This is a genomic window from Hymenobacter fastidiosus (genome assembly GCF_039539565.1).
Lineage (GTDB): Bacteria > Bacteroidota > Bacteroidia > Cytophagales > Hymenobacteraceae > Hymenobacter > Hymenobacter fastidiosus.
Genome location: NZ_BAABDJ010000040.1, coordinates 55,575 through 76,927, shown reverse-complemented (window position 1 = coordinate 76,927; position 21,353 = coordinate 55,575). Strand labels below are relative to the sequence as shown.

Genomic DNA, 21,353 nt, shown 5'->3' with positions numbered 1-21,353 from the left:
CGTGATTGGCTCCCTTCTGACGTGGGCCGTGCAGCGACGGCTGGCCAGCATCGACCACTTTCGCCAGCACCCGCACGACGTGCAGCAGCGCGTGTTCCAGGAATTGCTGCTTAAAGCCCGCGCTACGGAGTGGGGGCGGCGCTACGGTTTCGCCGATGCCCCGGGCCCGCACGAATTTGCCCAGCGCGTCCCGGTGAGTAGCTACGAAGACCTTTACCCTACGCTGGAACGGGTGTTGCGGGGTGAGGCCGATGTACTATGGCCTGGCTCCGTGCTCTGGTTTGCCAAATCATCTGGTACTACCAATGCCCGCAGCAAGTTCATTCCCGTCACCCACGATTCGCTGCACGACTGCCACTACCGCGCCGGCCGCGACATGACGGCTACGGCCACGCTGCTTTATCCCGAAGCCCGGGTGCTGGACGGCAAAACCCTGTCGCTGGGGGGCAACCACGCGCCCAACCCGTTCCGTCCGGATGCTTCGGATTCGCGCGTCGGGGATGTGTCGGCGGTGATTATGCAGAACCTGCCGGGCTGGGCCGAATATATTCGTACGCCGCCGCTGGAGCTGGCCCTGCTGGATGAGTGGGAGGAGAAGATTGAGCGCGTGGCCCGCCACGTGCTGGATGTGAACGTGTCGGTGCTGGCGGGCGTGCCCACCTGGATGATTGTGCTGCTGCGTCGCGTTACGGCGCTGGCGGGGGCTGACAGCATCACCGACGTATGGCCCAACCTGCGGTTGTTTCTGCACGGGGCCGTGGCTTTCGGGCCCTACCGGGAACTGTTCCGTCAGTTGATTCCGGGCAGTCAGATGAACTACCTGGAAATCTATAACGCCTCAGAAGGATACTTCGCCCTGCAGGATCAGCCGGGCTCCCAGGATCTGCTGCTGCTGCTTGATCATGGCATCTACTACGAGTTCATTCCGGCTGAGCAGTTTGAGGCGGCCTTTCCCCGGACCTTAACCCTTGAACAGGTGGAGCTGGACAAGAACTATGCGCTGGTGATTAGCACCAATGCCGGGCTGTGGCGGTACAAAATCGGCGATACGGTCCGGTTTACCAGTCTGGCTCCGTACCGCATCCGCATTACGGGCCGCACCAAACATTTTCTCAATGCCTTCGGCGAGGAAGTGGTCATCGAAAATGCCGACGCGGCCATTGCGGCGGCCTGCACCGCTACCGGCACCACCGTGCGGGATTTCACGGTGGCCCCCATCTATTTCGACGCTACCCGCGCTTCCCGCGGCGGCCACCAATGGCTTGTGGAATTTAGTCGTCCGCCCCGGGATCCGGCCCGTTTTGCCATCGTGCTGGACCAAACTCTGCGCCAGCTGAACTCTGATTACGATGCCAAGCGCCACCGCGACCTGGCCCTGGTGGCACCCGTACTGACAATAGCGGCCCCGGGTACCTTTGAGCGGTGGCTGCGCCGCAAGGGTAAGCTAGGAGGACAGCATAAGGTACCGCGCCTGAGCAATTCCCGGGAGGTGGTAGAAGAAATTCTACGAGAATCAGATCAGTAGTTCAGGGCCCGCTCGGGTTTGCGGTCATCGTGCTATGGGAATGCTGACCGGCGTAGCCGGCAGGCTATCAAAAACAGGTATTTACGGTAGTCTATTTGCCCATAAAAACGGGTGGCCGGCAAATCCGTCTTAGATATTTATAAGTATATTGTATAATTGTTAAAACTCACGCTCCCACCGTGCCTACTGTCGCAGACTCTTCTCATCGCCCCCATGCGCCGCGGCGGCGGCGGCATCGTTCCTCCTGGTGGGCTGCTATCAAGCCCGGGCGTAAGACGATGCTAGGGCTTCTGGGCCTCTTGCTGGCAACGTTGGTTATAAGCCTGGGCGCTATTGCCTTCACCGTGGGGCACGACGATACCATCCCGCTGAGCTATGACCCGGCTGCCGCGGCCCCGGCTGCTGTGGCTGACACCACCCGCAAGCCCCGGCTGACGGACTGAAAGGGTGTCTTCCGGACGACTGTCGCTACTCGTTCAGCACGCCGCCTGTCAGCCGACCCAGCATGCCGCCGCTTTCCTTGCCGGCATTGGTGCCATTAGGCATCAGCGCCTGAATCAGCTTCTTGACCGGCATAGATTGAATCCACACCCGGCCGGTTCCCTGCAGCGTGGCCAGGAGCAGACCTTCGCCCCCGAAAATCATCGATTTCAACCCTCCGGCGCGGGCGATACTAAAGTTGACGCTGGGCTCGAAGGCCACGATGCACCCCGTATCTACCCGCAGAATTTCGTTGTTCAGCCGTTTTTCAATAACGGTGCCCCCGGCATGAATGAAGGCCTTGCCGTCGCCGGTAAGCTTCTCCAGAATGAAGCCCTCGCCGCCGAAGAAGCCGGCTCCGAAACGCTGGTTGAAGTGAATCCCGATTTTGGTACCCCGGGCCGCCGCCAGAAACCCGTCTTTCTGCACAATCAGGCCCCCCGATAGCGTGCTTAGGTCCAGCGGGATAATGGTGCCGGGATAAGGGGCTGAAAACGCCACGCGGCTCTTCGCTGTGTGGCCCCGGTGCGTGAAGTGGGTCATAAACAACGACTCGCCCGTAAGCAGGCGGGTGCCGGCTGAGAACAGTTTGCCCAGAACGCCCTGGTCGGGGTCCGAGCCATCGCCCATCTTGGTTTCGAAGGCAATGCCTTCCTCCATATACACCATCGCCCCGGCTTCCGCTATCACCGTTTCGTTCGGGTCCAGCTCTATTTCCAGAACCTGAATATCAGAACCAATAATGCGGTAGTCGACGTCGTGGGAGAGCATGGCGAAGCGGAAGGAAAGGAGAAAAGAACGATCAGGCAAGTATAGTGAAACCCGGATAAATTGCCGGGTAATAGCCCAAAAAAGGAGCTGCCCGCCCGGATAGCTCCTTTTTTGGGCTGTAAGCAACCGGGATAGGACGCTAATCGTCTGGTAGCTCCCGCTTCAGATCGGCCTCTGTGGCGTCTGCTTCGCCCGTAGCGCTTTTCTTCTTGGCCTCCTTGGTAGTACGGCGCATGAAGTCATCATCGGTTTCCTCCGGCTCCTGCACCCCGTCTTCTACGGGGAAGTCGTCGTCCTTCTCTCCGAATTGCCCGTCACGATTCACCAGCTTCTTATCGCGCACGTGGCGGTTCAGAAAGAGGTTGATGTCTTCAATGGAATAGTTGGACGTGATTTCTCCGAGCGGATTCACTTTGATTTCAAAGCCTTCCAGCTCTTTATGCACGCGGGCTTTCTTGTCGGGGTCAGTTTTCTTGGTTTTATTAACGGGTTTCTTAGCCATCTGCGCGTCCGGTTAGAGGTGACGAGTTAGGGGAACGAAGCGCTGCTTTTCGAAAGGCGCGCCGTGGCCTCTGCTTACGATACAACTCGTGGGACGGATGCGCAAAGTTGCCTCGGCCGGCCCGGATGGCTCGCGCTTTCAGCCCTGTTTCTACTGTCTCAAAAGCCGCCTGGAGTTTCCTGCGGGCGGCTTTTGAGACAGTAGAAACAGGGCTGTATAAAAACGTTACCCGAAATGCTTAGCCCTGGGCCGCCAGCGTCGTCACCGCTGCCTGAATTCGCTGCGCCGTTTCCTGCGCTCCGAGAATGTTCATCACCTGCATCAGATCGGGACCGGCGGCGGCCCCCGTGACGGCTACGCGAAGCGCCTGCAGTACCTGGCCCAGCTTCAGGCCCTGGCCTTCAACTACCTGAGTAAGCAACGTTTTGATGCCGTCCGGCGTGGTATCGGGGGCAGTGGTCAACTCCTGCGCAAATGCGGTTAAGGCTGCTGCTACCGGCGCATTCCACTTCTTGCTGATAACCTGCTCGTCGTAGGCCGTGGGGCGCTGAAAGAACAGCTGTGCTTCCTTGGCCAGATCGTCGGGGAAGGTGGCGCGTTCCTTCACCAGCCCGGCAATCTGCTCGGCCTTGCCGGCGGGTACTTCGATGCCCTGCTGGTGCAGCGCCTCCATCAGGTAGTGGGCCAGCTCGGCGTCGGGTTTGGCGCGCAGATACTGTTCGTTGTACCAGCGCACTTTGTTCTGATCGAAGCGGGCCGGCGACTTGCTCACGCGCTCGATGGTGAACGTGTCAATCAGCTCCTGCATTGTAAACAGCTCCTGCTGGGTACCGGGATTCCAGCCCAGGAAAGCCAGGAAGTTGATGAAGGCCTCGGGCAGATAGCCGCTTTCGCGGTAGCCGCGGCTCACCGTCGGCTGGCCGGTTTCAGCGTCGGTGCCGTGCCATTCCAGCGGAAATACCGGGAAGCCGAGCTTGTCGCCGTCCCGCTTGCTGAGTTTGCCGGTCCCGTCGGGCTTGAGCAGCAAGGGGAGGTGAGCAAACTGGGGCATGGTATCTTCCCAACCCAGGTACCGATACAGCAGCACGTGCAGCGGGGCCGAAGGCAGCCATTCCTCGCCCCGAATAACGTGGGTGATTTCCATCAGATGGTCATCCACAATGTTAGCCAGATGATAGGTTGGCATCCCATCCGACTTCATCAATACCTTATCGTCCACGGCCGAGGAATGAACCACCACCCAGCCCCGAATCAGGTCGTTGAAGCGGATTTCCTCCTTACGGGGTACTTTCAGCCGGATCACGTACTGGGCTCCGCCTTCCAGCAGCTGCTTCACCTCGTCCTCGGGCAAGGTGAGGGAGTTGCGCATCTGGGCGCGGGTGATGCTGTTGTACTGCGGATTAGGCACCTTCGCGGCCGTGAGGCGGGCCCGCATCACGTCCAGTTCCTCGGGCGTGTCAAAAGCGTAGTAGCCATGGCCATTGTCGATGAGCTGCTGGGCATACTGCCGGTACATCGGCTTCCGCTCACTCTGGCGGTAGGGGGCATGGGGGCCCCCTTGCTCAATTCCCTCGTCGATTTCGATGCCACACCAGCGCAGGGCATCCATAATGTACTGCTCGGCCCCGGGTACGAAGCGGTTCTGGTCAGTATCCTCGATGCGGAGCAGCATCTTTCCGCCTAGCTTGCGGGCCAGCAGGTAGTTATACAGCGCCGTGCGCACGCCGCCGATATGCAGCGGCCCCGTGGGGCTGGGCGCAAAGCGCACCCGTACTTCTCTTTCCATAAAAATGTCAGTTCGCGGCATTCTTCAGGATAGAAAAACGCCGCGCAAAGGTACGAACGGTGAATTTGTGAAATGGTGAAATTGTGAGCTGGGGCGGTTGATGTTCAATCTGCGTAAGCAGCACCAGCAGAATAGCAACCGCCCCGGCCCACCATTTCACCACCTCACTATTTTACCGCGATACACGAAATCTCCACCTGCACGTCTTTGGGCAGGCGGCTTACTTCGACCGTTTCGCGGGCCGGCGCGTAGTCGGCCGGGAAATAGCTGCCGTAGGTTTCGTTGATCAGGCCGAAGTTACCAAGGTCCCTGACGAAGATGCTGCACTTCACCACGTCACGCAGGGTGAGTCCGGCCGCTTCTAATACGGCTTGCAGGTTGCGCATTACCTGGTGGGTTTCGGCGGCCACATCCCCGTTGCCAACGAGCTGGCCAGCGGCATCCAGCGGAATCTGACCCGAAACATACACGGTAGCACCCGCCTGGATGGCCTGGCTGTAAGGCCCGATCGGGGCGGGGGCAGCGGCAGAATAAATGATGGTGTTGGCCATAACAAGCAACGGAAAAAGGGAAAGAGAAAAGATCAGTTCTTTGGCCGAAAGTAAGCGAAAAATATGCCCTGCCGGTTCGCCTGCCGTAAATCTAACGGCGCAAAAAAGGCCGCCCGGAATTTCCGCGCGGCCTTCTCTACTAACCAGGGAAGTTATTCCACCGTCACTGATTTCGCCAGATTCCGGGGCTGATCTACATTGCAGCCGCGTAGCACGGCAATGTGGTAGGAGAGCAGCTGGAGTGGCACCACCGATACCAGCGGCATCAGCGCTTCGCTCGTTGCCGGTACCTCGATTACGAACTCAGCCATACCGGGAATGACATCATCGCCTTCAGTCACAACGGCAATAATACGGCCCTTGCGGGCTTTCACTTCCTGAATATTCGACACTACCTTTTCGTACGAACTGTCTTTGGTCGCAATTACTACCACCGGCATGTTCTCATCAATCAAGGCAATCGGACCGTGCTTCATTTCGGCCGCCGGGTACCCTTCGGCGTGGATGTAGCTGATTTCCTTGAGCTTGAGGGCGCCTTCCAGGGCCACCGGGAAGTTGTAGCCCCGGCCCAGGTAGAGGAAGTTGGTTGAATCCTTGAAGATTTCGGCAATCTGCTTAATCTCCGCGTCCAGCAGCAACGCTTTCTCCACTTTCGAGGGAATGTTGCTGAGCTCCATCATCAGCTCCCGCAGCTTGGTGTCGGAGAGCGTCCCGCGCTGATGGCCCACAATCATGGCCAGCAGGGTGAGTACCGTCACCTGAGCGGTAAAGGCTTTGGTTGACGCAACGCCGATTTCCGGCCCGGCGTGCGTGTAAGCCCCGGCATCGGTAGCGCGGGCAATACTGCTGCCGACTACGTTGCAGATACCAAAAATGGTAGCGCCCTTGCTCTTTGCCAAATCAATAGCGGCCAGGGTATCAGCGGTTTCACCCGACTGGGAAATGGCAATAACGATATCCCGCTCGGTAATAATCGGATTACGGTAGCGGAATTCGGACGCGTATTCTACTTCCACCGGAACGCGGGCCAGATCCTCAATGAGGTATTCCGCCACCAGACCCGCGTGCCACGATGTGCCACAGGCTACAATAAGAATGCGTTCGGCATTCGCGAACTTCCGCTCATAGGCCCGGATACCGCCCATGTTCAGGTGGCCAGCTTCCAGTTCCAGACGACCCCGCATAGAGTCGAGAATAGAGCGGGGCTGCTCAAAGATCTCCTTCAGCATGAAGTGCTCGTAGCCCCCTTTTTCGATGCTGTCGAGCTCCATTTCCAGCTTCTGGATGTAAGGCGTCTGCTTCACGTCCTCCTTGCTCCGGATATCAAGCTTCCCATCGCGAATGACCACAATCTCATAGTCGTTTACATAGACCACTTCGTTTGTGTACTCGATAATAGGAGTGGCATCGGAGGCCAGGAAGAACTCGTCCTTGCCAATGCCGATTACCAGGGGAGAGCCTTTGCGGGCGGCAATCAGCTGGTTGGGATCATCCTTACTGAGTACGACAATAGCGTACGCGCCTACCACCTCGTGCAGCGCCAGACGTACCGCTTCCTCCAGCGTGCAGTTGTTCTGCTTCTGAACTTCCTCAATCAGATTGACAAAAACCTCCGTATCCGTATCGGAGTGAAACACGTGCCCCTGCTTTTGCAGATGGATTTTCAGCGCCGCGTAGTTCTCAATAATGCCATTGTGGATGATGGCAATCCGCTCGGAGGTGGAGTAGTGGGGGTGAGCGTTTGAGTCGTTGGGCTCACCATGCGTAGCCCACCGGGTATGGCCCATGCCAATGTGCGCGTGGGTATCTTTCTCGGCTATGAAATTCTCCAGCTCCTGGACTTTACCCTTTTTTTTGTAGACGTTGAGCGTTCCATTCAGCAAAGCCACGCCAGCAGAATCATAGCCGCGGTATTCTAACCGCCGAAGGCCTTTGATGATGATTGGGCAAGCTTCCCGGTATCCGATATAAGCGACAATTCCGCACATAGTGTGTCAGAGAAAGAGATGTTGGGAGAAAATCAAAGGACACGGCCCTTAACAAAGGCCGTGCCGCAGGGATTATGAAAAACGAAAAAAGTTAGCGCAGCTTAGAAAAATACACGCGCAGTTTGATGTTCGGCGCGTCTAGCACGGCCCGGTTCAGCGTGAGGTTTACTGATTGGGGAGAATAGCGGACAACCGGATAAAGCATCAGCGCCGCGGGCCGTTCACCGCCCAGAATATCATAGACATACGACTGGAGGTAACCCGTCAGGTTCAGGCTGTAGTACTTGTTAGCTGGGCCTAAGTCGTAGAAAGTAGCCGTAGCATTGATCCCGGCCCCTTGCTGATTGGCCCCGTCAGCCTGAACAATCCGCTCGACAGGGGAAATATTCACGATGCGCTGTAGAATTTTGTTGTTGGCGTCCAACTCGTAAAGAAATGCTTGTTTTGGTGCGGGAAAAACCAGACTGGTATTAGGTTTTAGAGGCACGAGCAATTCCGCCCGGTTAATCGCCAATCCTTGACGGTTGTTGATTAACTCCGCTAAGCCTGGAATTTCCAGCTTGGTTCCCAAACCCAGACCCTCCTGCATGTAGACTACCTGGTCCGGGGCGCTGGGCGCCACCGACTTAGTACCGTCAGCAAGCTGATCGAACGGAGCCCTGAATGCCGTATTAAGCTGGGTGAAAACCCGGGGAGCATTAGCCGTACCCGCGCTGTTGCTGAAGCTTAACAGGTAAGGTACGGGGGTAGTATCGGAGCCATCAACGTGATAATAGAAAATCACCCGGTTTTCAAGCGCCCGACTAAAGCGAACTACGCTACCCAGAAAGGTAGTAGATGGCACCAGGGCGATGCCCTTCCATAAACTAGTCAGAACGGCCTGGGTGAAGGGCGTATTCTTATCCTTGATGGCCGTGAAAACGCTCTGGGCAAAAGCGGAAGGAATCTCGGGAAGCGTGGCCCCCGCTGCTTTTCTATACAGGGTCAGACGTACCGTCGCATCGGCGACAGCAACGCTACTAACGCTATCAACGACTGCTCCATTCACGAGGATCTTGGCCCTGAGCCCGTTGGGCCGGAGTTCAATTCTGGTGCGATTAAGGGAACTGGTCCGTTCACCACCAATCAGACTGCCCAGCGGGATAGTGGTGGTAGAATTGTACGTGCCCCGGTCATCCAGCGAACTGGCCAGATCATAGATGTCAAACGAAACTGGTTGGGCAGAACTTCCATACACCTGATCGAAGCCCGCAACTACTACCACGGAGTCCAGAGTTGGATTGGTGTATTGGCTAGGCGTTAGTACGGTGCCGGCAGAAATTACGCGCAGGTTCGCGAAGGCTTTGGCCGTAGTCGTTCCCAGCTTGGTATCCTGGACCCGACCCACCAGAAAGTGGCTGGAGTTCAGCGTTTCTACAGGGGTCTGAAGCACGGTGGAGGCTGTGACGGGAAAGTCACGGTATTCTGCATTGATGGGCGCGGCCCCCGGGAGTTCTACGCCTAAATCGTTGGGATCTTCACAACTCGCCGCGGTAAACAACAACGTCGCGGAAAAAAAGGAAACCGAGGCAAATCGGAAGGCGCTATTAGCTGGCCAATTCATTATAAAGCGTGTAGTAAGAGGTAAGCAGGTTTTCGTCGGCACTGACCTGTCCAAACTGCTTGTTCTGCGAGTATTCGGCGAACATCGCGTTCAGGTTGTCGCTGAAGTCTTCGTCAGATTTCACTACGGAGTCGGCATATTCCATGCCTACTTTAATGAAACCGCCGAAGTCGGCTGACTTCAGGGCCGCCAGCATTTCATCATCAATATCCAGCATCTTGGCCTTCTCAATGATGTCGCCCTCGAATTTGTGACTGAACTCGTTGTTATAAATAGTAAACACCGACTTGGCATCCTTAAAGATTGGATCCTTTTTGTAGGTCGTTTTCAGGTACATCGGAATCAGGCCGGTCATCCAGTCGTTGCAATGCACGATGTCGGGCGCCCAGCCCAGTTTCTTCACGGTCTCGAGAACCCCTTTGCAAAAGAAAATGGCCCGCTCGTCATTGTCGGCGTGAAACTTATCATTCTTGTCGACCAGCACCGACTTGCGGTGGAAGTAGTCTTCATTGTCGATAAAGTAGACCTGCAGCTTGGCATTCGGAATCGAGGCGACCTTGATAATCAGGGGCTTCTCCTCTTCGCCCACAGCAATATTGATGCCTGACAGGCGAACTACTTCGTGTAAACGGTTTTTGCGCTCATTGATAATACCGAACCGGGGGACGAAAATGCGGATTTCCATCCCCATCTCCTGCATGCCCTGGGGCAGCATCCGCAGAAACTCCGCTACCTTGGTCGTCTGCAAAAACGGATTGATTTCCGTGGCAGCGTAGAGTATTCTCAACTTGGACATATTAAGGGTCAGTTGGTATGATTGGGAAAGGGCAACACTTTGGGACGCACAAAATTAAGCATTTTTGAGCGAAATATCAACCAACTACCCCGCCGGCGCCTGCCGTTAGCCCTCACCTATGGAGATACTGCAAGTAGCCGCAGAGTTGCAAGCGCGAGCTGAAAAATGGCGTCAAGCCGGCCAACGCATCGGTTTGGTTCCTACCATGGGAGCTTTGCACGAAGGCCACCTACAACTGGTACGAGCCGCTGCCCGCGAGAACGACGTGGTTATCGTTAGCATTTTTGTCAATCCTACTCAGTTCAACAACGCCGAGGATTTCCGCCGCTATCCCCGCCTGCCTGAGGCGGACGCCGCCCTGCTGGCCCCGGCCGGGTGTACGGTGCTGTTCTTGCCGGCAGTAGAGCAAATGTATCCGAAGCCGGCTATGCTGACCTTCGATTTTGGTTTGCTGGAACGAGTAATGGAAGGCGAGCACCGGCCCGGCCATTTTAATGGCGTGGCGACCGTCGTCAGCAAGCTTTTCCATCTGAGCCGGCCCCACCGGGCTTACTTTGGGCAGAAGGATTTACAGCAGGTCGCCATCATTCGGCAGCTTACTGCCGATTTGTCATTCGATCTGGAACTGACGGCTTTCCCTACGGTGCGCGAAGCCGACGGGCTGGCTATGTCGTCGCGCAATCGTCGCTTGTCAGTCGCCGACCGGATGCTGGCTCCGCGTTTGTACGGAGCCCTGACGCTGGCTTCGCAGATGGTGATAGACGGCAAGCCAGCAGCGGCCGCGCAGCAGGTGGCAGTACAGTACCTGGGGGCGGAGCCAGCGCTTACGCTGGAGTATTTTGAAGTCGTTGATGCGGGCACTTTGCAGCCCTTAACCGGTAGGGCGCAGCCCGCACAGGCGGTGGCGTTATGTGTAGCCGCGCATTTGGGCGGCGTGCGCCTGATCGACAACATTGTAGTGGAATCATCAGATAAGGGGTTCGGGTGCTTTTAATTACCTTTGCGGCCCAAATTCAGCTTTAGTACCTATGCATATCGAAGTTCTCAAATCGAAGATTCACCGCGCTAAGGTCACCCAGGCCGAATTGCACTATGTAGGCAGTGTTACTATCGACGAAGACCTGTTGGATGCGGCCAATATGGTGGAGAATGAGAAGGTAACTATCGTGAACGTCAACAACGGTGAGCGGTTTGAAACCTATACGATTCGGGGGGAGCGGGGTACGGGTACCCTCTGCCTGAACGGACCGGCGGCGCGGCGCGTCGCGGTGGGCGACATCGTTATTATCATCTCGTATGCCCTGATTGATTTTGCTGAAGCCCGCGCCCACAAGCCTACGGTCATCTTTCCTGACCAGCACAACCGGCTGGTGTAAGGTTATTGTGCAGCTCTCTGCGGATAAGCCTTTTTTACTTCTGAACGCTAACCGGTTTTCGGCTGGCTCTATTTCGCTTTTGCATGAAGACACTGTTTAATATCCTGAAATATGCCTTGCTGCTGTCTGTTTCGGGGTTGCTGATGTGGTATGCGGTACAGGGACAAGACCTGAGCAGCATCGGTCGGCACATGCGGGAAGCCGACTATACCTGGCTGATCGTCACAATGGTGTTGTCGGTGCTTGGGTACCTGAGCCGGGCATACCGCTGGCAGATGCAACTGGACGCCGCCCAGCAGAAGACTGCTTTCTGGGATGTCTACCACGCCATGATGGTTGGCTACCTGGCCAACCTGGTGCTGCCGCGGATGGGGGAGGTAATCCGGTGTTCGGTGCTGCAACGGACCAGCAAGGTGCCGGTGCAGATAGCCCTGGGTACGGTAGTAACCGAACGAGTAATCGATGTCCTGATGCTGCTGGGGCTGCTGAGTAGTACGCTGCTGCTGGACTTCAACACCTTCTGGTCTTTCGTAACCGATAAGGTGATGGGTGGCCGCTATGATGAACTGGCCCGAAACCGTACCCCTTTGCTGGTGGCCACTGGTATTGCGCTGCTGCTGCTGGTCGGGTTGACCTACGCGCTGTTCCGGAATCTGGAGCGGCTCCGGCAAAATGCCTTGTTCAACAAGGTCGTAGTCTTTGGGCAGGGGCTGTTGGCCGGAGTGTTCAGCGTGTTGAAGATGGAAAACAAGGCCTTGTTCCTGTTTCATACCTTCTTCACCTGGCTGGTTTATTATCTGATGGATTATCTGGCGTTTAGGTGCTTTCCGGCTACGTATTCGCTGGATATGCGGGCCGGTCTGGCAGTACTCACCTTTGGCGCTTTTGGCATGGCGGCGCCGGTAGCCGGAGGCATTGGTCCATTTCACATTATGGTGCAGGGCATTTTGCTGGTTTACGGCGTCTCCAAAGAAGCCGGTATTGCCTACGCCCTGGTCGTGCACGGGGCCCAGACCTTGCTGGTAGTGCTCATGGGGGGTATCAGTTTTGTGGCCAGCATGATCAAGTCGGGCCGCTCGGCGCGGCAGCTGGCCGCAGAGCCTTTAACGGTCGCTGCCGATGTGGAGTAAGGACAAGATCCTCGGCCCCGAGGCGCTGCCCCCAGTGTTGGCTCAGTGGCGGGAGCAGGGCAAGAAGGTGGTCTTCACCAACGGCTGCTTCGACCTGCTGCACCTGGGCCACGTCGACTATCTGGAGAAGGCTCGCCACTTAGGCGATGCCCTGGTGGTGGGGCTGAACACGGATGCCTCGGTAAGCCGTCTCAAGCCGGGGCGGCCGCTGCAGGACGAACTGTCACGTGCCCGCATTCTGGCGTCCCTTTTGTTTGTCGATGCTGTGGTCCTCTTCGACGAGCCGACGCCGCTGGAACTGATTACGCTGGTCCAACCCAACATCCTGGTGAAAGGCGACGACTACCCGATCAGTGGAATTGTGGGTCACGAGTTGGTGTTAGCCAAGGGTGGGCAGGTGCTCACCGTACCGCTCGTGGCAGGTTACAGCACCACTGGTATCGTTGAGCGGATCCATCGGCTCTTCACTTCTTAAGATTTCTTCATCATGCCTTTCAGCTCAAATCCTATTTACCTGCTTGTCATTCTGACAATGGTGATCAGCTGGCTGATCCAGTGGCGGTTGCGCAGTAAATTCAGCAAGTATGCCCAGATCGGTTTGCAGTCGGGCCTGTCGGGTCGTCAGATTGCCGAGCTTATGCTCGCTGACCACGGCATCACCGATGTGCGCGTCATTTCCACCGAAGGACGCCTGACGGACCATTATAATCCGGCCGACAAGACCGTGAACCTCAGCGAAGCCGTTTACGAGGAGCGTAGTGCCGCCGCCGCCGCCGTAGCGGCCCACGAGTGCGGCCACGCGGTGCAGCACGCTACCGCCTACAGCATGCTCCAGTTCCGCTCGACCATGGTGCCTGTGCTGAGTAGTGTTTCTACCTACATGCCCTGGATTTTGATAGCCGGCGTGCTAATGATCCGCACCAGCATTATTCCTCTGGGATTGGGCATTGTGCTGTTCTCCCTTACCACGTTGTTCAGCTTTGTGACCTTACCCGTGGAGTTCGATGCCAGCCGCCGCGCCTTGGCCTGGATCGATAAGCGGGGTATTGTAACCACGCAGGAGCATGCCATGGCTAAAGATGCGCTGTGGTGGGCGGCGATGACCTATGTAGTAGCCGCCATCAGTTCCCTGGCTACGCTGCTCTACTACGTAAGCATTTTCATGGGTGGTCGGGACCGTCGTTAAAGTTGTTTTGTTATTAAAACCGCAGTCATTCCGCAACCTGGAGTGGCTGCTTTTTTTTAATAGGATGACATTCAGTTAGTCAGGGGGGTGAGTGATTTTGCTTCTGAGCAGGGTTACCGGGCTCCTGATAAAACAAAAGGCCTAGCCTAAATCTTAGTCTGCTATTCGCGGCAGCCGAAAAAATGTGCGGCACCTGCTTATTCTGCGGGCTGAGCGACTTAATTTTGAGACGTATTCCGGCCCGTCTTCCCGGCGGCCTTCTTCATTCCCACCCAAGCTTTCCCGTATGGACTTTCAACTCACCGAAGAACAACTCGCCGTACAGGCGGCCGCCCGCGACTTTGCCCAGAATGAACTCTGGGCCGGGGTGATTGAGCGTGACGAGCACCAGAAGTTTCCCGCCGAGCAAATCAAGAAGATGGGCGAGCTGGGGTTTATGGGTATGATGGTGAGCCCTGAATACGGCGGCGGCGGTATGGATACGGTATCGTACGTGCTGGCTATGGAGGAAATTTCGAAGGTCGATGCTTCCTGCTCCGTCATCATGTCGGTGAATAACTCGCTGGTATGCTGGGGCCTGGAACAGTATGGCAACGAGGAGCAGAAGCGGAAGTACCTGCCCCGGCTGGCTTCCGGTGAAATTATCGGGGCTTTCTGTCTGTCGGAGCCCGAAGCGGGTTCCGATGCTACTATGCAGCGGACTACTGCCGAGGATAAAGGCGACCATTATCTGCTGAACGGCACCAAGAACTGGATTACCAACGGCAGCTCCGCTTCCGTGTATCTGGTGGTAGCCCAAACCAACCCCGAGCTGAAGCACCGGGGCATCAACGTACTGATTGTCGACAAAGACACGCCGGGCTTCGTGGTGGGCCTGAAAGAGAACAAGCTCGGTATTCGTGGTTCCGATACGCACTCCCTGATGTTCACGGACGTGAAAGTTCCCAAGGAAAACCGCATCGGTGAAGACGGCTTCGGCTTCAAGTTCGCGATGCAGGTGCTGGCTGGCGGCCGGATTGGTATTGCCGCCCAGGCGCTGGGTATTGCTTCCGGGGCTTTCGAGCTGTCGTTGAAATACTCCAAAGAGCGTAAGGCTTTCGGGGTCGAGATTTCCAAGCACCAGGCCATCCAGTTCAAGCTGGCCGATATGGCGACCACTATCGATGCTGCCCGCCTGCTGTGCCTGCAGGCTGCCAACGATAAGGATCAACACCTGGATTATGCTAAGTCCGGCGCTATGGCAAAGCTGTTTGCTTCCAAAACGGCCATGGACACGGCGGTGGAAGCAGTACAGATCCACGGCGGGTATGGCTTTGTTAAGGAATTCCACGTCGAGCGAATGATGCGCGACGCTAAAATCACCCAGATTTACGAGGGGACTTCCGAGATTCAGAAAATTGTAATCTCTCGTGAATTGCTCAAATAAAACCCGAATAGCCTAAAAGTCAGAATCATTGCATTTAACCCAGCCATTTTTTGGCTGGGTTTTTCGTTTTTGTGAATTTTTATATGTTATTTTGCATTGTCTAAGTCCGGACTCCTATTTGCCCGGTGATACCCTGACACTTTAACCGAACCCGGAATATGGAAGATTACAATAAAGTGATTGAATCGCTTGGCGTACGCTACATCAAAGCGAAGAATCTGGTTCTGCAACAGCCCTTTACCGTCCGTAATTACTATGATGTAGGCAATAATCTAATTCTGCTCCACAAGGGCCGGGTTGCCTTCGGGGACGAAGAACAGGTAGTGGAAGAGGGAGAGATGCTGTTCATTCCCGGGGGCCGGGCTACGAAAGTCAGCTATGGGGAACTGGCCGGCAAGAGCATCACCAACGACGATCTGATCAGCAACAAGGACAAGTTTTTCCATTCCAATGGTGACCTCGACCTGATTGGTGACGCGGAGGAAAGCCACAGCTTCGTGAGTTTCGAAGCCAAGGTGTTTGACTCGGTGAACTTCTTCGCGTCGCTCGACGTGCCCGCCTTCCTGATCACGGGTAACTCCAAGCTGGCCAATCTGGTTATCAAGGTGGTGGAAGAGAGCATGCAGGAGTTGCCGGGCCGGGAACGGCTCATCACGATCTACACCGAGAACGTTGTGGTGGAAATCGTGCGCTACATCCTCAAAAACAAGATGTTCGTGGAGCAGCTGGCAACCAACAGCACGTACTTCAAGGATCCACGGCTCATCGACCTGTTCAATTACATCAAGGAAAATATCGGTGGTGACCTGTCGAACAAGGTGCTGTCAAGCGTAGCCAACGTATCGGAAGACTACGTGGGGCAGTATTTCAAGATGCTGACGGGTATTAACCCCCAGGACTACATCGAATACCAGCGCATGGAACGGGCTGTCTTTCTGCTCCGCACCACCAAGAAAAGTATCCGTGACATCGGCAAGGAAGTGGGCTACAAGGACACCGCGTACTTCTGCCGCCGCTTCAAGATGATGTTCGGCATTCCGGCCGGCAAAATGCGCCGCCGCGAATCGGCCATGAATATCTAACCACGGATTCATCCGGATTTTTCGGATTGGTCGGATTTTGTAGTTGGCGCGAACGTCAGCACCAGTATCAGCAACTGCGAACTAAAAAGGCCACCCGCTCGGGTGGCCTTTTTGGTTGGTAATAATCGTCCACAAAATCTGTGAAATCCGAAAAATCCGGATGAATCCGTGGTTCAGATAATATCCAGGACCGTGTTGAAGGTGCGGACCACTTTCGATACTTCACCCAGAAACTCCGGGGCTTTTTCGATCTGGTTGCCTACTACAATCACATCGGCTCCGGCGGCCAGGGCGGCATGAGCCTTTTCAGCGGTGTTGATGCCTCCACCTATGATCAGGGGGATATCTACCGCCTGGCGCACGGCCCGGATCATGGCGGACGATACGGGGTACATAGCGCCACTGCCGCCGTCGAGGAAGACCAGCCGCAAACCGAGCTGCTCGCCGGCCATGGCCGTGCAAGCAGCAATAGCCGGCTTATCGTAAGGCAGCGGGGTGGTTCCGCTCATGTAGCTGGCCGTAGTCTGGCGCCCGGTATCGACGAGCATGTAGCCGGTGGGCAGAATCTGGAGGTTGCTGGCTCGTAGCAGCGGCGCGGAAATAACGTGCTGGCCAATCAGGAAATCGGGGTTCCGACCCGAAATCAGGGAGAGGAGCAGGATGCCATCGGCCTGCGTGTCGAGATGAAGGCTGTGGCTGGGAAAGAGCAGCACCGGAATGGCGCTGAGGCTCTTTATCAAACGAATGAGCGACGCCTGGTGAGCACTCGTCACCAGGCTGCCGCCCACGAAAAAGTAGTCCACCGCGTGCAGCTCGCTTAAGTGAAGCACCTGCCGACAGCTGGCCTCATCAAGGTTGTCAGGATCGAGCAACACGGCCAGCGACTTCTGGCCGCGCGCCCGACGCTTAATTAGAGTTTCATAGAGGCTGGTGAGGCGCATCCGCTTCTTCGTGGTACGTAAAGTCGATATCCTTGGTCTCCGGCTCCGTTGTAGTATAGCTGGGAGAAGTGGCAAGGTCGGGATTTTTGACCATAGGTAAATATTCCCCGACTTTTTTGGCCACGTAAGCCATCAATACGGCCGTAACCTGCGCAATCAACATTTTACCAGTGTCTGACTGCAGGAACGACTGAAAGGCCGACGCGGCCAGATTAGCGGCTTCCGAAGAAGGCGCTTTATAAGTGGCCGCCTCGTATGGCCCCGGCGTCTGGCGTGGTTGCCGGAGCCGCTCAGACTGCGGCTCAAAGGGGGCATCAGCGTCGGTATGGTATACGTCGGGGGCCAGGTGAGCCCGATCATGCGTAGCCGTGGTACGACCCCGATCATACTGGTGCTGACCACCTCCGAAGCCCAGGTCATCGGCTACGGCAGTATCGACCCCGGTGTGCTGGGGCGCAAAGTGAGCACCTTTGTGCGTTTTTTTTGCCTGGAGCTGGTGCCGCCGATACTCTAACTCCCGGTCCTCATTCTCCTGATCGTTGTAAGCGTGCTTCTTGCGCCCCAGGGCTTTGGAAATCAGCCAGACGCTGCCGGCCAGCCCGGCCCCGATCAGCGCGTATTTGCCGACCTGCTGACCTTTCTCTTTGATAGTATCGACGTCGCCCAGCAACGCCCGCTCGTACTCAAGCTTTTGGCGCTCCAGAAACTCTTTTTCGTCCTCGAACAGCGGATTGTGCAGCTCAGCCATAAGTCAGGTTATGCTTGACGTTTGTCAGATTTGTAGATGGTATTGTTCAGCAGCTTGTCGGCCACGCCCTGAAACAGCTTCTTATCAACTCCTACAAGGAAGACCAGGAGCAGCACCAGGTAGAAACCAGCAACGACGCCAAAGCCCCAGTAGGAGCTGTCCAAGGCGCTGTTCAGCGCTAGTCCGGCAAAAATGCTCAGAAAAATCAGGGCCAGAATCCCAATCAGGCCCATGGCTGCGCCGTGGACAGTACCTATGAAGGCGGTTTTTACTTTTTCCTGGGCCTCCAGGCGCACCAGGTCGATGCGCGTGTCAAGATAGCCCATCAGGTTGCTGACAATACTGTCGTTGCGGGGCGTTTTGGTCGTGTCGTCGTCGTAAGCCATACGGCGGGGAGAAGAAAGGCGGAGAATAATGTTTAGAAGGACAGCGGCCGAAAACAATGCCGGGACGGTGTTTTTCGAGCTGTCCATTCCATACGGGAAAGTAGGCTTCTTGTCTGAAAAAGGCGTTACTTTTACTCTATACTGCTGCGTTTTGAGTCAGAATCACTATCAGGTATTGGGCATTTCAGCTACGGCTCCGGCAGCGGAGATAAAGCTGGCGTATAAGCGGCTGGCGGTGCGTTTTCACCCCGATAAGCACGGCGGCAGCACGCAGTTTGAGGAGCAGTTCAAGGCGGTGAGCGAGGCGTATCGGGTGGTCGGCGACCCGGTCCGGCGCACCGCGTATGACTTTCAGCTGCGTCAGGACGCCCGCCGGATGCAGGACGCCCGGCGGCAGCAGCAGTACCGGCCCCAGGCCCAGCATGTGTATGGGGTGCCGATGCCCCCGCCGGCTCCCTTGCGTACCCGGCGGCCCGCTGGCTCGGCCGAGCGGCACTACCAGACCATGCCGAAGCAGCGGCCGAAATTTACCCGGCGCGACTACCTGCTCACGGCGGGCTTATTCCTGCTGCTGCTGCTGTTCATTGCGTCGGTGAAAGTGACCATGGACCACGTAACGGCCGTGAGCAACTACGAGGATGGCATGCAGGCCTACGCCCGGCGGAAATGGAGCACGGCGCACAGCTTTCTGAGCCAGGCGATTCACTTCAAGCCCGAATACGGGGCGGCCCTGCGTCGGCGGGGTGAAATTGAGCAGCTGGTGTATCATAACTTTCGCGCCGCCCGGGCAGATTATTACGCGGCCTTAAGCGAGAGTAAATCGGGGCCTGAAACGGCGGGGGTACTGTTCCGGCTGGGGCAGTGCCAGGCCAGCCTGGGCCGGTCCGACTCGGCGGAGCTGAACCTGACCCGGGCCGTAACGCTGGATTCTACGCTTAGCGCGGCGTGGCTGGCCCGCGGCGAGCTGCGGTTGTTTGAGCTGCGCCTGTTTGCGGAGGCTATCCAGGATTTCAACACTGGCCTGCGGCAGCAGAAAATGGCCCAGCAGCCTCTGGCCCTCAATTACCTGACCTACCGGGGGCTGGCGTACTACAAGCAGCGGGATTTCACGGCAGCCCGGGCCGACTACCGGCAGGTGGTGGAGCGTAACCCGCAGAACGGCCAGGTTCTTTTTCTGCTGGGTCGGCTGGCGCAGCAGGAAGGCAACAGGGCGGATGCCTGCGAGTTTTTTCGGCGGGCGGAGAAGCTCAATTACGTGTACGCGCAGGAAGCCCGGCTCAAAAGCTGCCGGTAAATGGCTTCATCCGGGTAGGGTTGGCGGCCTCGGCCTTACTCCACTCCAGCCCAGGACGGGGCCGAAGGCTAGACCACCATCTTGTAGTCGAATAGCTCCGATTCGAGCAAGTACCTGGGGAAGGCCGAGCAGTTCACGGCCACGAAGGCTTTGAGCTTCCGCTCACTGGCCTGGTGAATGGCCTGGGCAAACAGCTCCTTACCCGAGCCCGTGGGGCCTTCCAGCCGTACCGTGCTGCCGGTGGGCGCCACCTGCCGGGCCAGCTGCTGCACCCGTTTCAGCTCCGCCGACTCGCCAATCATCGACTCAAACCGATACTGCTGGCCTACTCTTCGCTCCCGCTCGATTACCCGCCGCCGCCGCCGACCCTTTTCCGCCGCCCGCTCCACCACCACAATGAGCTGCTACTCGAAGTCGCCCTTGGTAAGGTAGTCGAAGGCGCCGGCTTTCATGGCCTGTACGCCGTCGGGAATGGTGCCGAAGGCGGTGAGCAGCACGATTTCGGCTTCGGGAGCCTTGGCTTTGAAGCAGGGGATGAGGTCCACGCCGTGGCCGTCGGGCAGCTTCACGTCGGAGATGACCACCAGGATATCGTCGGTGTGCTGGGCCAGCAGCTCCAGGCCGCGGGTGGCGTCGGGGGCTTGCAGCACCGTGTAGCCTTCCAGCTCCAGCGCCTGCGCCAGCTCCTGGGCCAGGAGCTGGCGCAGGCGGGCTTCATCGTCGACGATGAGGAGGGTTCCGGGGGCATGGTTTCGATGAAGAAAGGAGAATGATGAATTGGCCAGTCAGCAATTAGCCGTAGTTTTGAAATATGCTGAAACGCCTTCTCATCAAGGATTTCACGGTTTTCGCCGATGCTGACTTCACGTTCGGGCCGGGGCTCAATGTGATTGTCGGTACCAATGGTACGGGGAAAAGCCATGTGCTGAAGCTCGGATACACAGCAGCGCGGGTAACGGCTAGAATTTCAGGTCCCGAAACACTAGTGGTTGAAAAACATTATTGAGTCGGGTATAATTTAGCTAGTTTGATGCGGGCATCCGCCGTTTTGAACTGCCAGTTACGCGGCTTGGGCCGGGCATTCTGGCGCTCTTGCCACTGGTCTACTACGTGGCGCACCTGCTCGGTCGTGGTGAACGGCTGGTCGAGCACCTGCCGGCTGAGTACGGAGAATTCGATTTCGGCCCTGTTCAGCCACGAGCCATGGGCCGGGGTGTAGGTGATTTTCATCCGCCGCAGATAGGCCTGGGCCACGGCGGGTGGAAAGTGGGCGTAGAAAAAGCTGAGCTTGTGGGTGCTCAGGTTGTCCATCACCCAGCGCACCTTCTTGGCCTCGCGGTAGGTAGTATCCATCTGCCGGGCGACGAACCGGACCCAGGTGGCGGCCTTGTGGTCGGCCTCGACGCTCAGGCAGCGCCAGCCCCGCAGCGGCTCGGTGGCGACGAAAAACTCCACCCCGCCCCGGCGCACGTAGTCCGAATCGCGGATTTCTTTGGAAAACATGCCGACAAAACAATATTTTTCAACCACTAGTCGTTGCGCGGCCAGAGTTCCGCCTGATTTCCAGCGGGCATGGCGGCGGTAGCACCGAAGAAAAAAGCCAGGCACAACGATAACAACGCTGTTTTCATACCCCGAAGCTAACAGAAAGAATACGTGGCGCTGGGGCGCTGGCGGAAGCCGGAAGCCGCGGGTACGACTGCCCGCCCCGAACACGAAGCCAGTCGCCAGACTGACCGAACGGCTGGTTTGCTGCCCGCAGCCGATATACCGATGCTGTCT

Annotated in this window: 25 protein-coding genes; 12 read left to right on the top strand and 13 right to left on the bottom strand. The window is 57.0% G+C overall.

The window, feature by feature from the left end; translation table 11 throughout:
- Position 1 precedes the first annotated feature (1 nt).
- Complete coding sequence (locus tag ABD833_RS18435) at positions 2 to 1,525, top strand: GH3 auxin-responsive promoter family protein (protein WP_345075004.1); 1,524 nt, start codon at positions 2 to 4, stop codon at positions 1,523 to 1,525.
- A 278-nt stretch (positions 1,526 to 1,803) separates the two neighbouring features.
- Entirely contained in the window at positions 1,804 to 1,968 is a 165-nt protein-coding gene (locus ABD833_RS18430; protein ID WP_345075002.1) for a hypothetical protein, read from the top strand.
- A 25-nt stretch (positions 1,969 to 1,993) separates the two neighbouring features.
- Here the strand turns inward: ABD833_RS18430 and ABD833_RS18425 are convergent, their stop codons facing one another.
- The 7 genes from ABD833_RS18425 to ABD833_RS18395 all read right to left on the bottom strand — a co-directional run bounded on the left by ABD833_RS18425 (position 1,994) and on the right by ABD833_RS18395 (position 10,002).
- Complete coding sequence (locus ABD833_RS18425) at positions 1,994 to 2,776, bottom strand: TIGR00266 family protein (protein WP_345075153.1); 783 nt, start codon at positions 2,774 to 2,776, stop codon at positions 1,994 to 1,996.
- 139 nt (positions 2,777 to 2,915) lie between these two features.
- On the bottom strand, positions 2,916 to 3,278 hold the full coding sequence (locus ABD833_RS18420; protein ID WP_345075001.1) for a hypothetical protein: 363 nt from the start codon (positions 3,276 to 3,278) through the stop codon (positions 2,916 to 2,918).
- Positions 3,279 to 3,516: 238 nt separating this feature from the next.
- Positions 3,517 to 5,064 (bottom strand): glutamate--tRNA ligase, encoded by a 1,548-nt coding sequence (gene gltX, locus ABD833_RS18415; RefSeq protein WP_345075000.1) that lies wholly within the window; start codon positions 5,062 to 5,064, stop codon positions 3,517 to 3,519.
- Positions 5,065 to 5,231: 167 nt separating this feature from the next.
- A complete protein-coding gene (locus tag ABD833_RS18410) occupies positions 5,232 to 5,615 on the bottom strand; it encodes a Rid family detoxifying hydrolase (RefSeq protein ID WP_345074999.1) in 384 nt (127 codons plus the stop codon).
- A gap of 152 nt (positions 5,616 to 5,767) precedes the next feature.
- A complete protein-coding gene (gene glmS, locus ABD833_RS18405) occupies positions 5,768 to 7,603 on the bottom strand; it encodes a glutamine--fructose-6-phosphate transaminase (isomerizing) (protein WP_345074998.1) in 1,836 nt (611 codons plus the stop codon).
- A gap of 91 nt (positions 7,604 to 7,694) precedes the next feature.
- Positions 7,695 to 9,206 carry a DUF4270 family protein gene (locus tag ABD833_RS18400; protein WP_345074996.1) on the bottom strand — a complete coding sequence of 504 codons (1,512 nt, stop codon included), beginning with the start codon at positions 9,204 to 9,206 and terminating at the stop codon, positions 7,695 to 7,697.
- On the bottom strand, positions 9,190 to 10,002 hold the full coding sequence (locus tag ABD833_RS18395) for a glycogen/starch synthase (RefSeq protein ID WP_345074995.1): 813 nt from the start codon (positions 10,000 to 10,002) through the stop codon (positions 9,190 to 9,192). Before ABD833_RS18395 ends, ABD833_RS18400 begins: the two co-directional genes overlap by 17 nt.
- Positions 10,003 to 10,120: 118 nt before the next feature.
- Between ABD833_RS18395 and panC the strand changes: the two genes are divergently transcribed.
- The 7 genes from panC to ABD833_RS18360 all read left to right on the top strand — a co-directional run bounded on the left by panC (position 10,121) and on the right by ABD833_RS18360 (position 16,202).
- On the top strand, positions 10,121 to 10,996 hold the full coding sequence (panC, locus tag ABD833_RS18390) for a pantoate--beta-alanine ligase (protein ID WP_345074994.1): 876 nt from the start codon (positions 10,121 to 10,123) through the stop codon (positions 10,994 to 10,996).
- Between the two features lie 34 nt (positions 10,997 to 11,030).
- On the top strand, positions 11,031 to 11,378 hold the full coding sequence (panD, locus tag ABD833_RS18385) for an aspartate 1-decarboxylase (RefSeq protein ID WP_129921588.1): 348 nt from the start codon (positions 11,031 to 11,033) through the stop codon (positions 11,376 to 11,378).
- Positions 11,379 to 11,461: 83 nt separating this feature from the next.
- Positions 11,462 to 12,508 (top strand): lysylphosphatidylglycerol synthase transmembrane domain-containing protein, encoded by a 1,047-nt coding sequence (locus ABD833_RS18380; RefSeq protein WP_345074993.1) that lies wholly within the window; start codon positions 11,462 to 11,464, stop codon positions 12,506 to 12,508.
- Positions 12,498 to 12,983 carry a D-glycero-beta-D-manno-heptose 1-phosphate adenylyltransferase gene (rfaE2, locus tag ABD833_RS18375; protein ID WP_345074992.1) on the top strand — a complete coding sequence of 162 codons (486 nt, stop codon included), beginning with the start codon at positions 12,498 to 12,500 and terminating at the stop codon, positions 12,981 to 12,983. Before ABD833_RS18380 ends, rfaE2 begins: the two co-directional genes overlap by 11 nt.
- Before the next feature lie 12 nt (positions 12,984 to 12,995).
- Positions 12,996 to 13,694, top strand: a complete 699-nt coding sequence (locus tag ABD833_RS18370; RefSeq protein WP_345074991.1) for a zinc metallopeptidase — start codon at positions 12,996 to 12,998, stop codon at positions 13,692 to 13,694.
- 286 nt (positions 13,695 to 13,980) lie between these two features.
- Positions 13,981 to 15,120 (top strand): acyl-CoA dehydrogenase, encoded by a 1,140-nt coding sequence (locus ABD833_RS18365; protein WP_345074990.1) that lies wholly within the window; start codon positions 13,981 to 13,983, stop codon positions 15,118 to 15,120.
- A gap of 158 nt (positions 15,121 to 15,278) precedes the next feature.
- Complete coding sequence (locus ABD833_RS18360) at positions 15,279 to 16,202, top strand: helix-turn-helix domain-containing protein (RefSeq protein WP_345074988.1); 924 nt, start codon at positions 15,279 to 15,281, stop codon at positions 16,200 to 16,202.
- A 173-nt stretch (positions 16,203 to 16,375) separates the two neighbouring features.
- On the opposite strand, the gene ABD833_RS18355 is transcribed toward ABD833_RS18360, so the two are convergent.
- Genes ABD833_RS18355 through ABD833_RS18345 form a run of 3 tightly spaced genes read right to left on the bottom strand, consistent with a single transcriptional unit; the run spans position 16,376 to position 18,277 of the window.
- Positions 16,376 to 17,143, bottom strand: a complete 768-nt coding sequence (locus ABD833_RS18355) for a geranylgeranylglyceryl/heptaprenylglyceryl phosphate synthase (protein ID WP_345074987.1) — start codon at positions 17,141 to 17,143, stop codon at positions 16,376 to 16,378.
- The gene (locus tag ABD833_RS18350; RefSeq protein ID WP_345074985.1) at positions 17,121 to 17,891 is read right to left on the bottom strand and encodes a hypothetical protein; all 771 of its coding nucleotides are present in this window, start codon (positions 17,889 to 17,891) and stop codon (positions 17,121 to 17,123) included. The genes ABD833_RS18355 and ABD833_RS18350 overlap by 23 nt, the downstream gene beginning before the upstream one ends.
- 8 nt (positions 17,892 to 17,899) lie before the next feature.
- Positions 17,900 to 18,277 carry a phage holin family protein gene (locus ABD833_RS18345; RefSeq protein ID WP_345074984.1) on the bottom strand — a complete coding sequence of 126 codons (378 nt, stop codon included), beginning with the start codon at positions 18,275 to 18,277 and terminating at the stop codon, positions 17,900 to 17,902.
- A 151-nt stretch (positions 18,278 to 18,428) separates the two neighbouring features.
- Between ABD833_RS18345 and ABD833_RS18340 the strand changes: the two genes are divergently transcribed.
- Positions 18,429 to 19,571 carry a J domain-containing protein gene (locus tag ABD833_RS18340; protein WP_345074982.1) on the top strand — a complete coding sequence of 381 codons (1,143 nt, stop codon included), beginning with the start codon at positions 18,429 to 18,431 and terminating at the stop codon, positions 19,569 to 19,571.
- A gap of 68 nt (positions 19,572 to 19,639) precedes the next feature.
- Here the strand turns inward: ABD833_RS18340 and ABD833_RS18335 are convergent, their stop codons facing one another.
- On the bottom strand, positions 19,640 to 19,963 hold the full coding sequence (locus tag ABD833_RS18335) for a sigma 54-interacting transcriptional regulator (protein WP_345074981.1): 324 nt from the start codon (positions 19,961 to 19,963) through the stop codon (positions 19,640 to 19,642).
- A 12-nt stretch (positions 19,964 to 19,975) separates the two neighbouring features.
- On the bottom strand, positions 19,976 to 20,242 hold the full coding sequence (locus ABD833_RS18330; protein WP_345075152.1) for a response regulator: 267 nt from the start codon (positions 20,240 to 20,242) through the stop codon (positions 19,976 to 19,978).
- Between ABD833_RS18330 and ABD833_RS18325 the strand changes: the two genes are divergently transcribed.
- Both ABD833_RS18325 and ABD833_RS18320 read left to right on the top strand, forming a co-directional pair.
- The gene (locus tag ABD833_RS18325) at positions 20,213 to 20,344 is read left to right on the top strand and encodes a hypothetical protein (protein ID WP_345074979.1); all 132 of its coding nucleotides are present in this window, start codon (positions 20,213 to 20,215) and stop codon (positions 20,342 to 20,344) included. The genes ABD833_RS18330 and ABD833_RS18325 overlap by 30 nt on opposite strands.
- A 38-nt stretch (positions 20,345 to 20,382) precedes the next feature.
- On the top strand, positions 20,383 to 20,577 hold the full coding sequence (locus ABD833_RS18320; RefSeq protein ID WP_345074978.1) for an AAA family ATPase: 195 nt from the start codon (positions 20,383 to 20,385) through the stop codon (positions 20,575 to 20,577).
- On the opposite strand, the gene ABD833_RS18315 is transcribed toward ABD833_RS18320, so the two are convergent.
- Complete coding sequence (locus ABD833_RS18315) at positions 20,571 to 21,074, bottom strand: transposase (RefSeq protein WP_345074977.1); 504 nt, start codon at positions 21,072 to 21,074, stop codon at positions 20,571 to 20,573. The two genes, ABD833_RS18320 and ABD833_RS18315, sit on opposite strands and share 7 nt — an antisense overlap.
- Positions 21,075 to 21,353 lie beyond the last annotated feature (279 nt).

Coding starts and splice junctions, on each gene's coding strand:
- ABD833_RS18380 (WP_345074993.1), top strand. CDS start 11,462: ATGAAGACACTGTTTAATATCCTGAAATATGCCTTGCTGCTGTCTGTT.
- glmS (WP_345074998.1), bottom strand. CDS start 7,603: ATGTGCGGAATTGTCGCTTATATCGGATACCGGGAAGCTTGCCCAATC.
- ABD833_RS18360 (WP_345074988.1), top strand. CDS start 15,279: ATGGAAGATTACAATAAAGTGATTGAATCGCTTGGCGTACGCTACATC.
- panC (WP_345074994.1), top strand. CDS start 10,121: ATGGAGATACTGCAAGTAGCCGCAGAGTTGCAAGCGCGAGCTGAAAAA.
- ABD833_RS18400 (WP_345074996.1), bottom strand. CDS start 9,206: ATGAATTGGCCAGCTAATAGCGCCTTCCGATTTGCCTCGGTTTCCTTT.
- panD (WP_129921588.1), top strand. CDS start 11,031: ATGCATATCGAAGTTCTCAAATCGAAGATTCACCGCGCTAAGGTCACC.
- rfaE2 (WP_345074992.1), top strand. CDS start 12,498: ATGTGGAGTAAGGACAAGATCCTCGGCCCCGAGGCGCTGCCCCCAGTG.
- ABD833_RS18365 (WP_345074990.1), top strand. CDS start 13,981: ATGGACTTTCAACTCACCGAAGAACAACTCGCCGTACAGGCGGCCGCC.
- ABD833_RS18315 (WP_345074977.1), bottom strand. CDS start 21,074: ATGTTTTCCAAAGAAATCCGCGATTCGGACTACGTGCGCCGGGGCGGG.
- ABD833_RS18370 (WP_345074991.1), top strand. CDS start 12,996: ATGCCTTTCAGCTCAAATCCTATTTACCTGCTTGTCATTCTGACAATG.
- gltX (WP_345075000.1), bottom strand. CDS start 5,064: ATGGAAAGAGAAGTACGGGTGCGCTTTGCGCCCAGCCCCACGGGGCCG.
- ABD833_RS18320 (WP_345074978.1), top strand. CDS start 20,383: ATGCTGAAACGCCTTCTCATCAAGGATTTCACGGTTTTCGCCGATGCT.
- ABD833_RS18420 (WP_345075001.1), bottom strand. CDS start 3,278: ATGGCTAAGAAACCCGTTAATAAAACCAAGAAAACTGACCCCGACAAG.
- ABD833_RS18425 (WP_345075153.1), bottom strand. CDS start 2,776: ATGCTCTCCCACGACGTCGACTACCGCATTATTGGTTCTGATATTCAG.
- ABD833_RS18410 (WP_345074999.1), bottom strand. CDS start 5,615: ATGGCCAACACCATCATTTATTCTGCCGCTGCCCCCGCCCCGATCGGG.
- ABD833_RS18430 (WP_345075002.1), top strand. CDS start 1,804: ATGCTAGGGCTTCTGGGCCTCTTGCTGGCAACGTTGGTTATAAGCCTG.
- ABD833_RS18395 (WP_345074995.1), bottom strand. CDS start 10,002: ATGTCCAAGTTGAGAATACTCTACGCTGCCACGGAAATCAATCCGTTT.
- ABD833_RS18355 (WP_345074987.1), bottom strand. CDS start 17,143: ATGCGCCTCACCAGCCTCTATGAAACTCTAATTAAGCGTCGGGCGCGC.
- ABD833_RS18345 (WP_345074984.1), bottom strand. CDS start 18,277: ATGGCTTACGACGACGACACGACCAAAACGCCCCGCAACGACAGTATT.
- ABD833_RS18350 (WP_345074985.1), bottom strand. CDS start 17,891: ATGGCTGAGCTGCACAATCCGCTGTTCGAGGACGAAAAAGAGTTTCTG.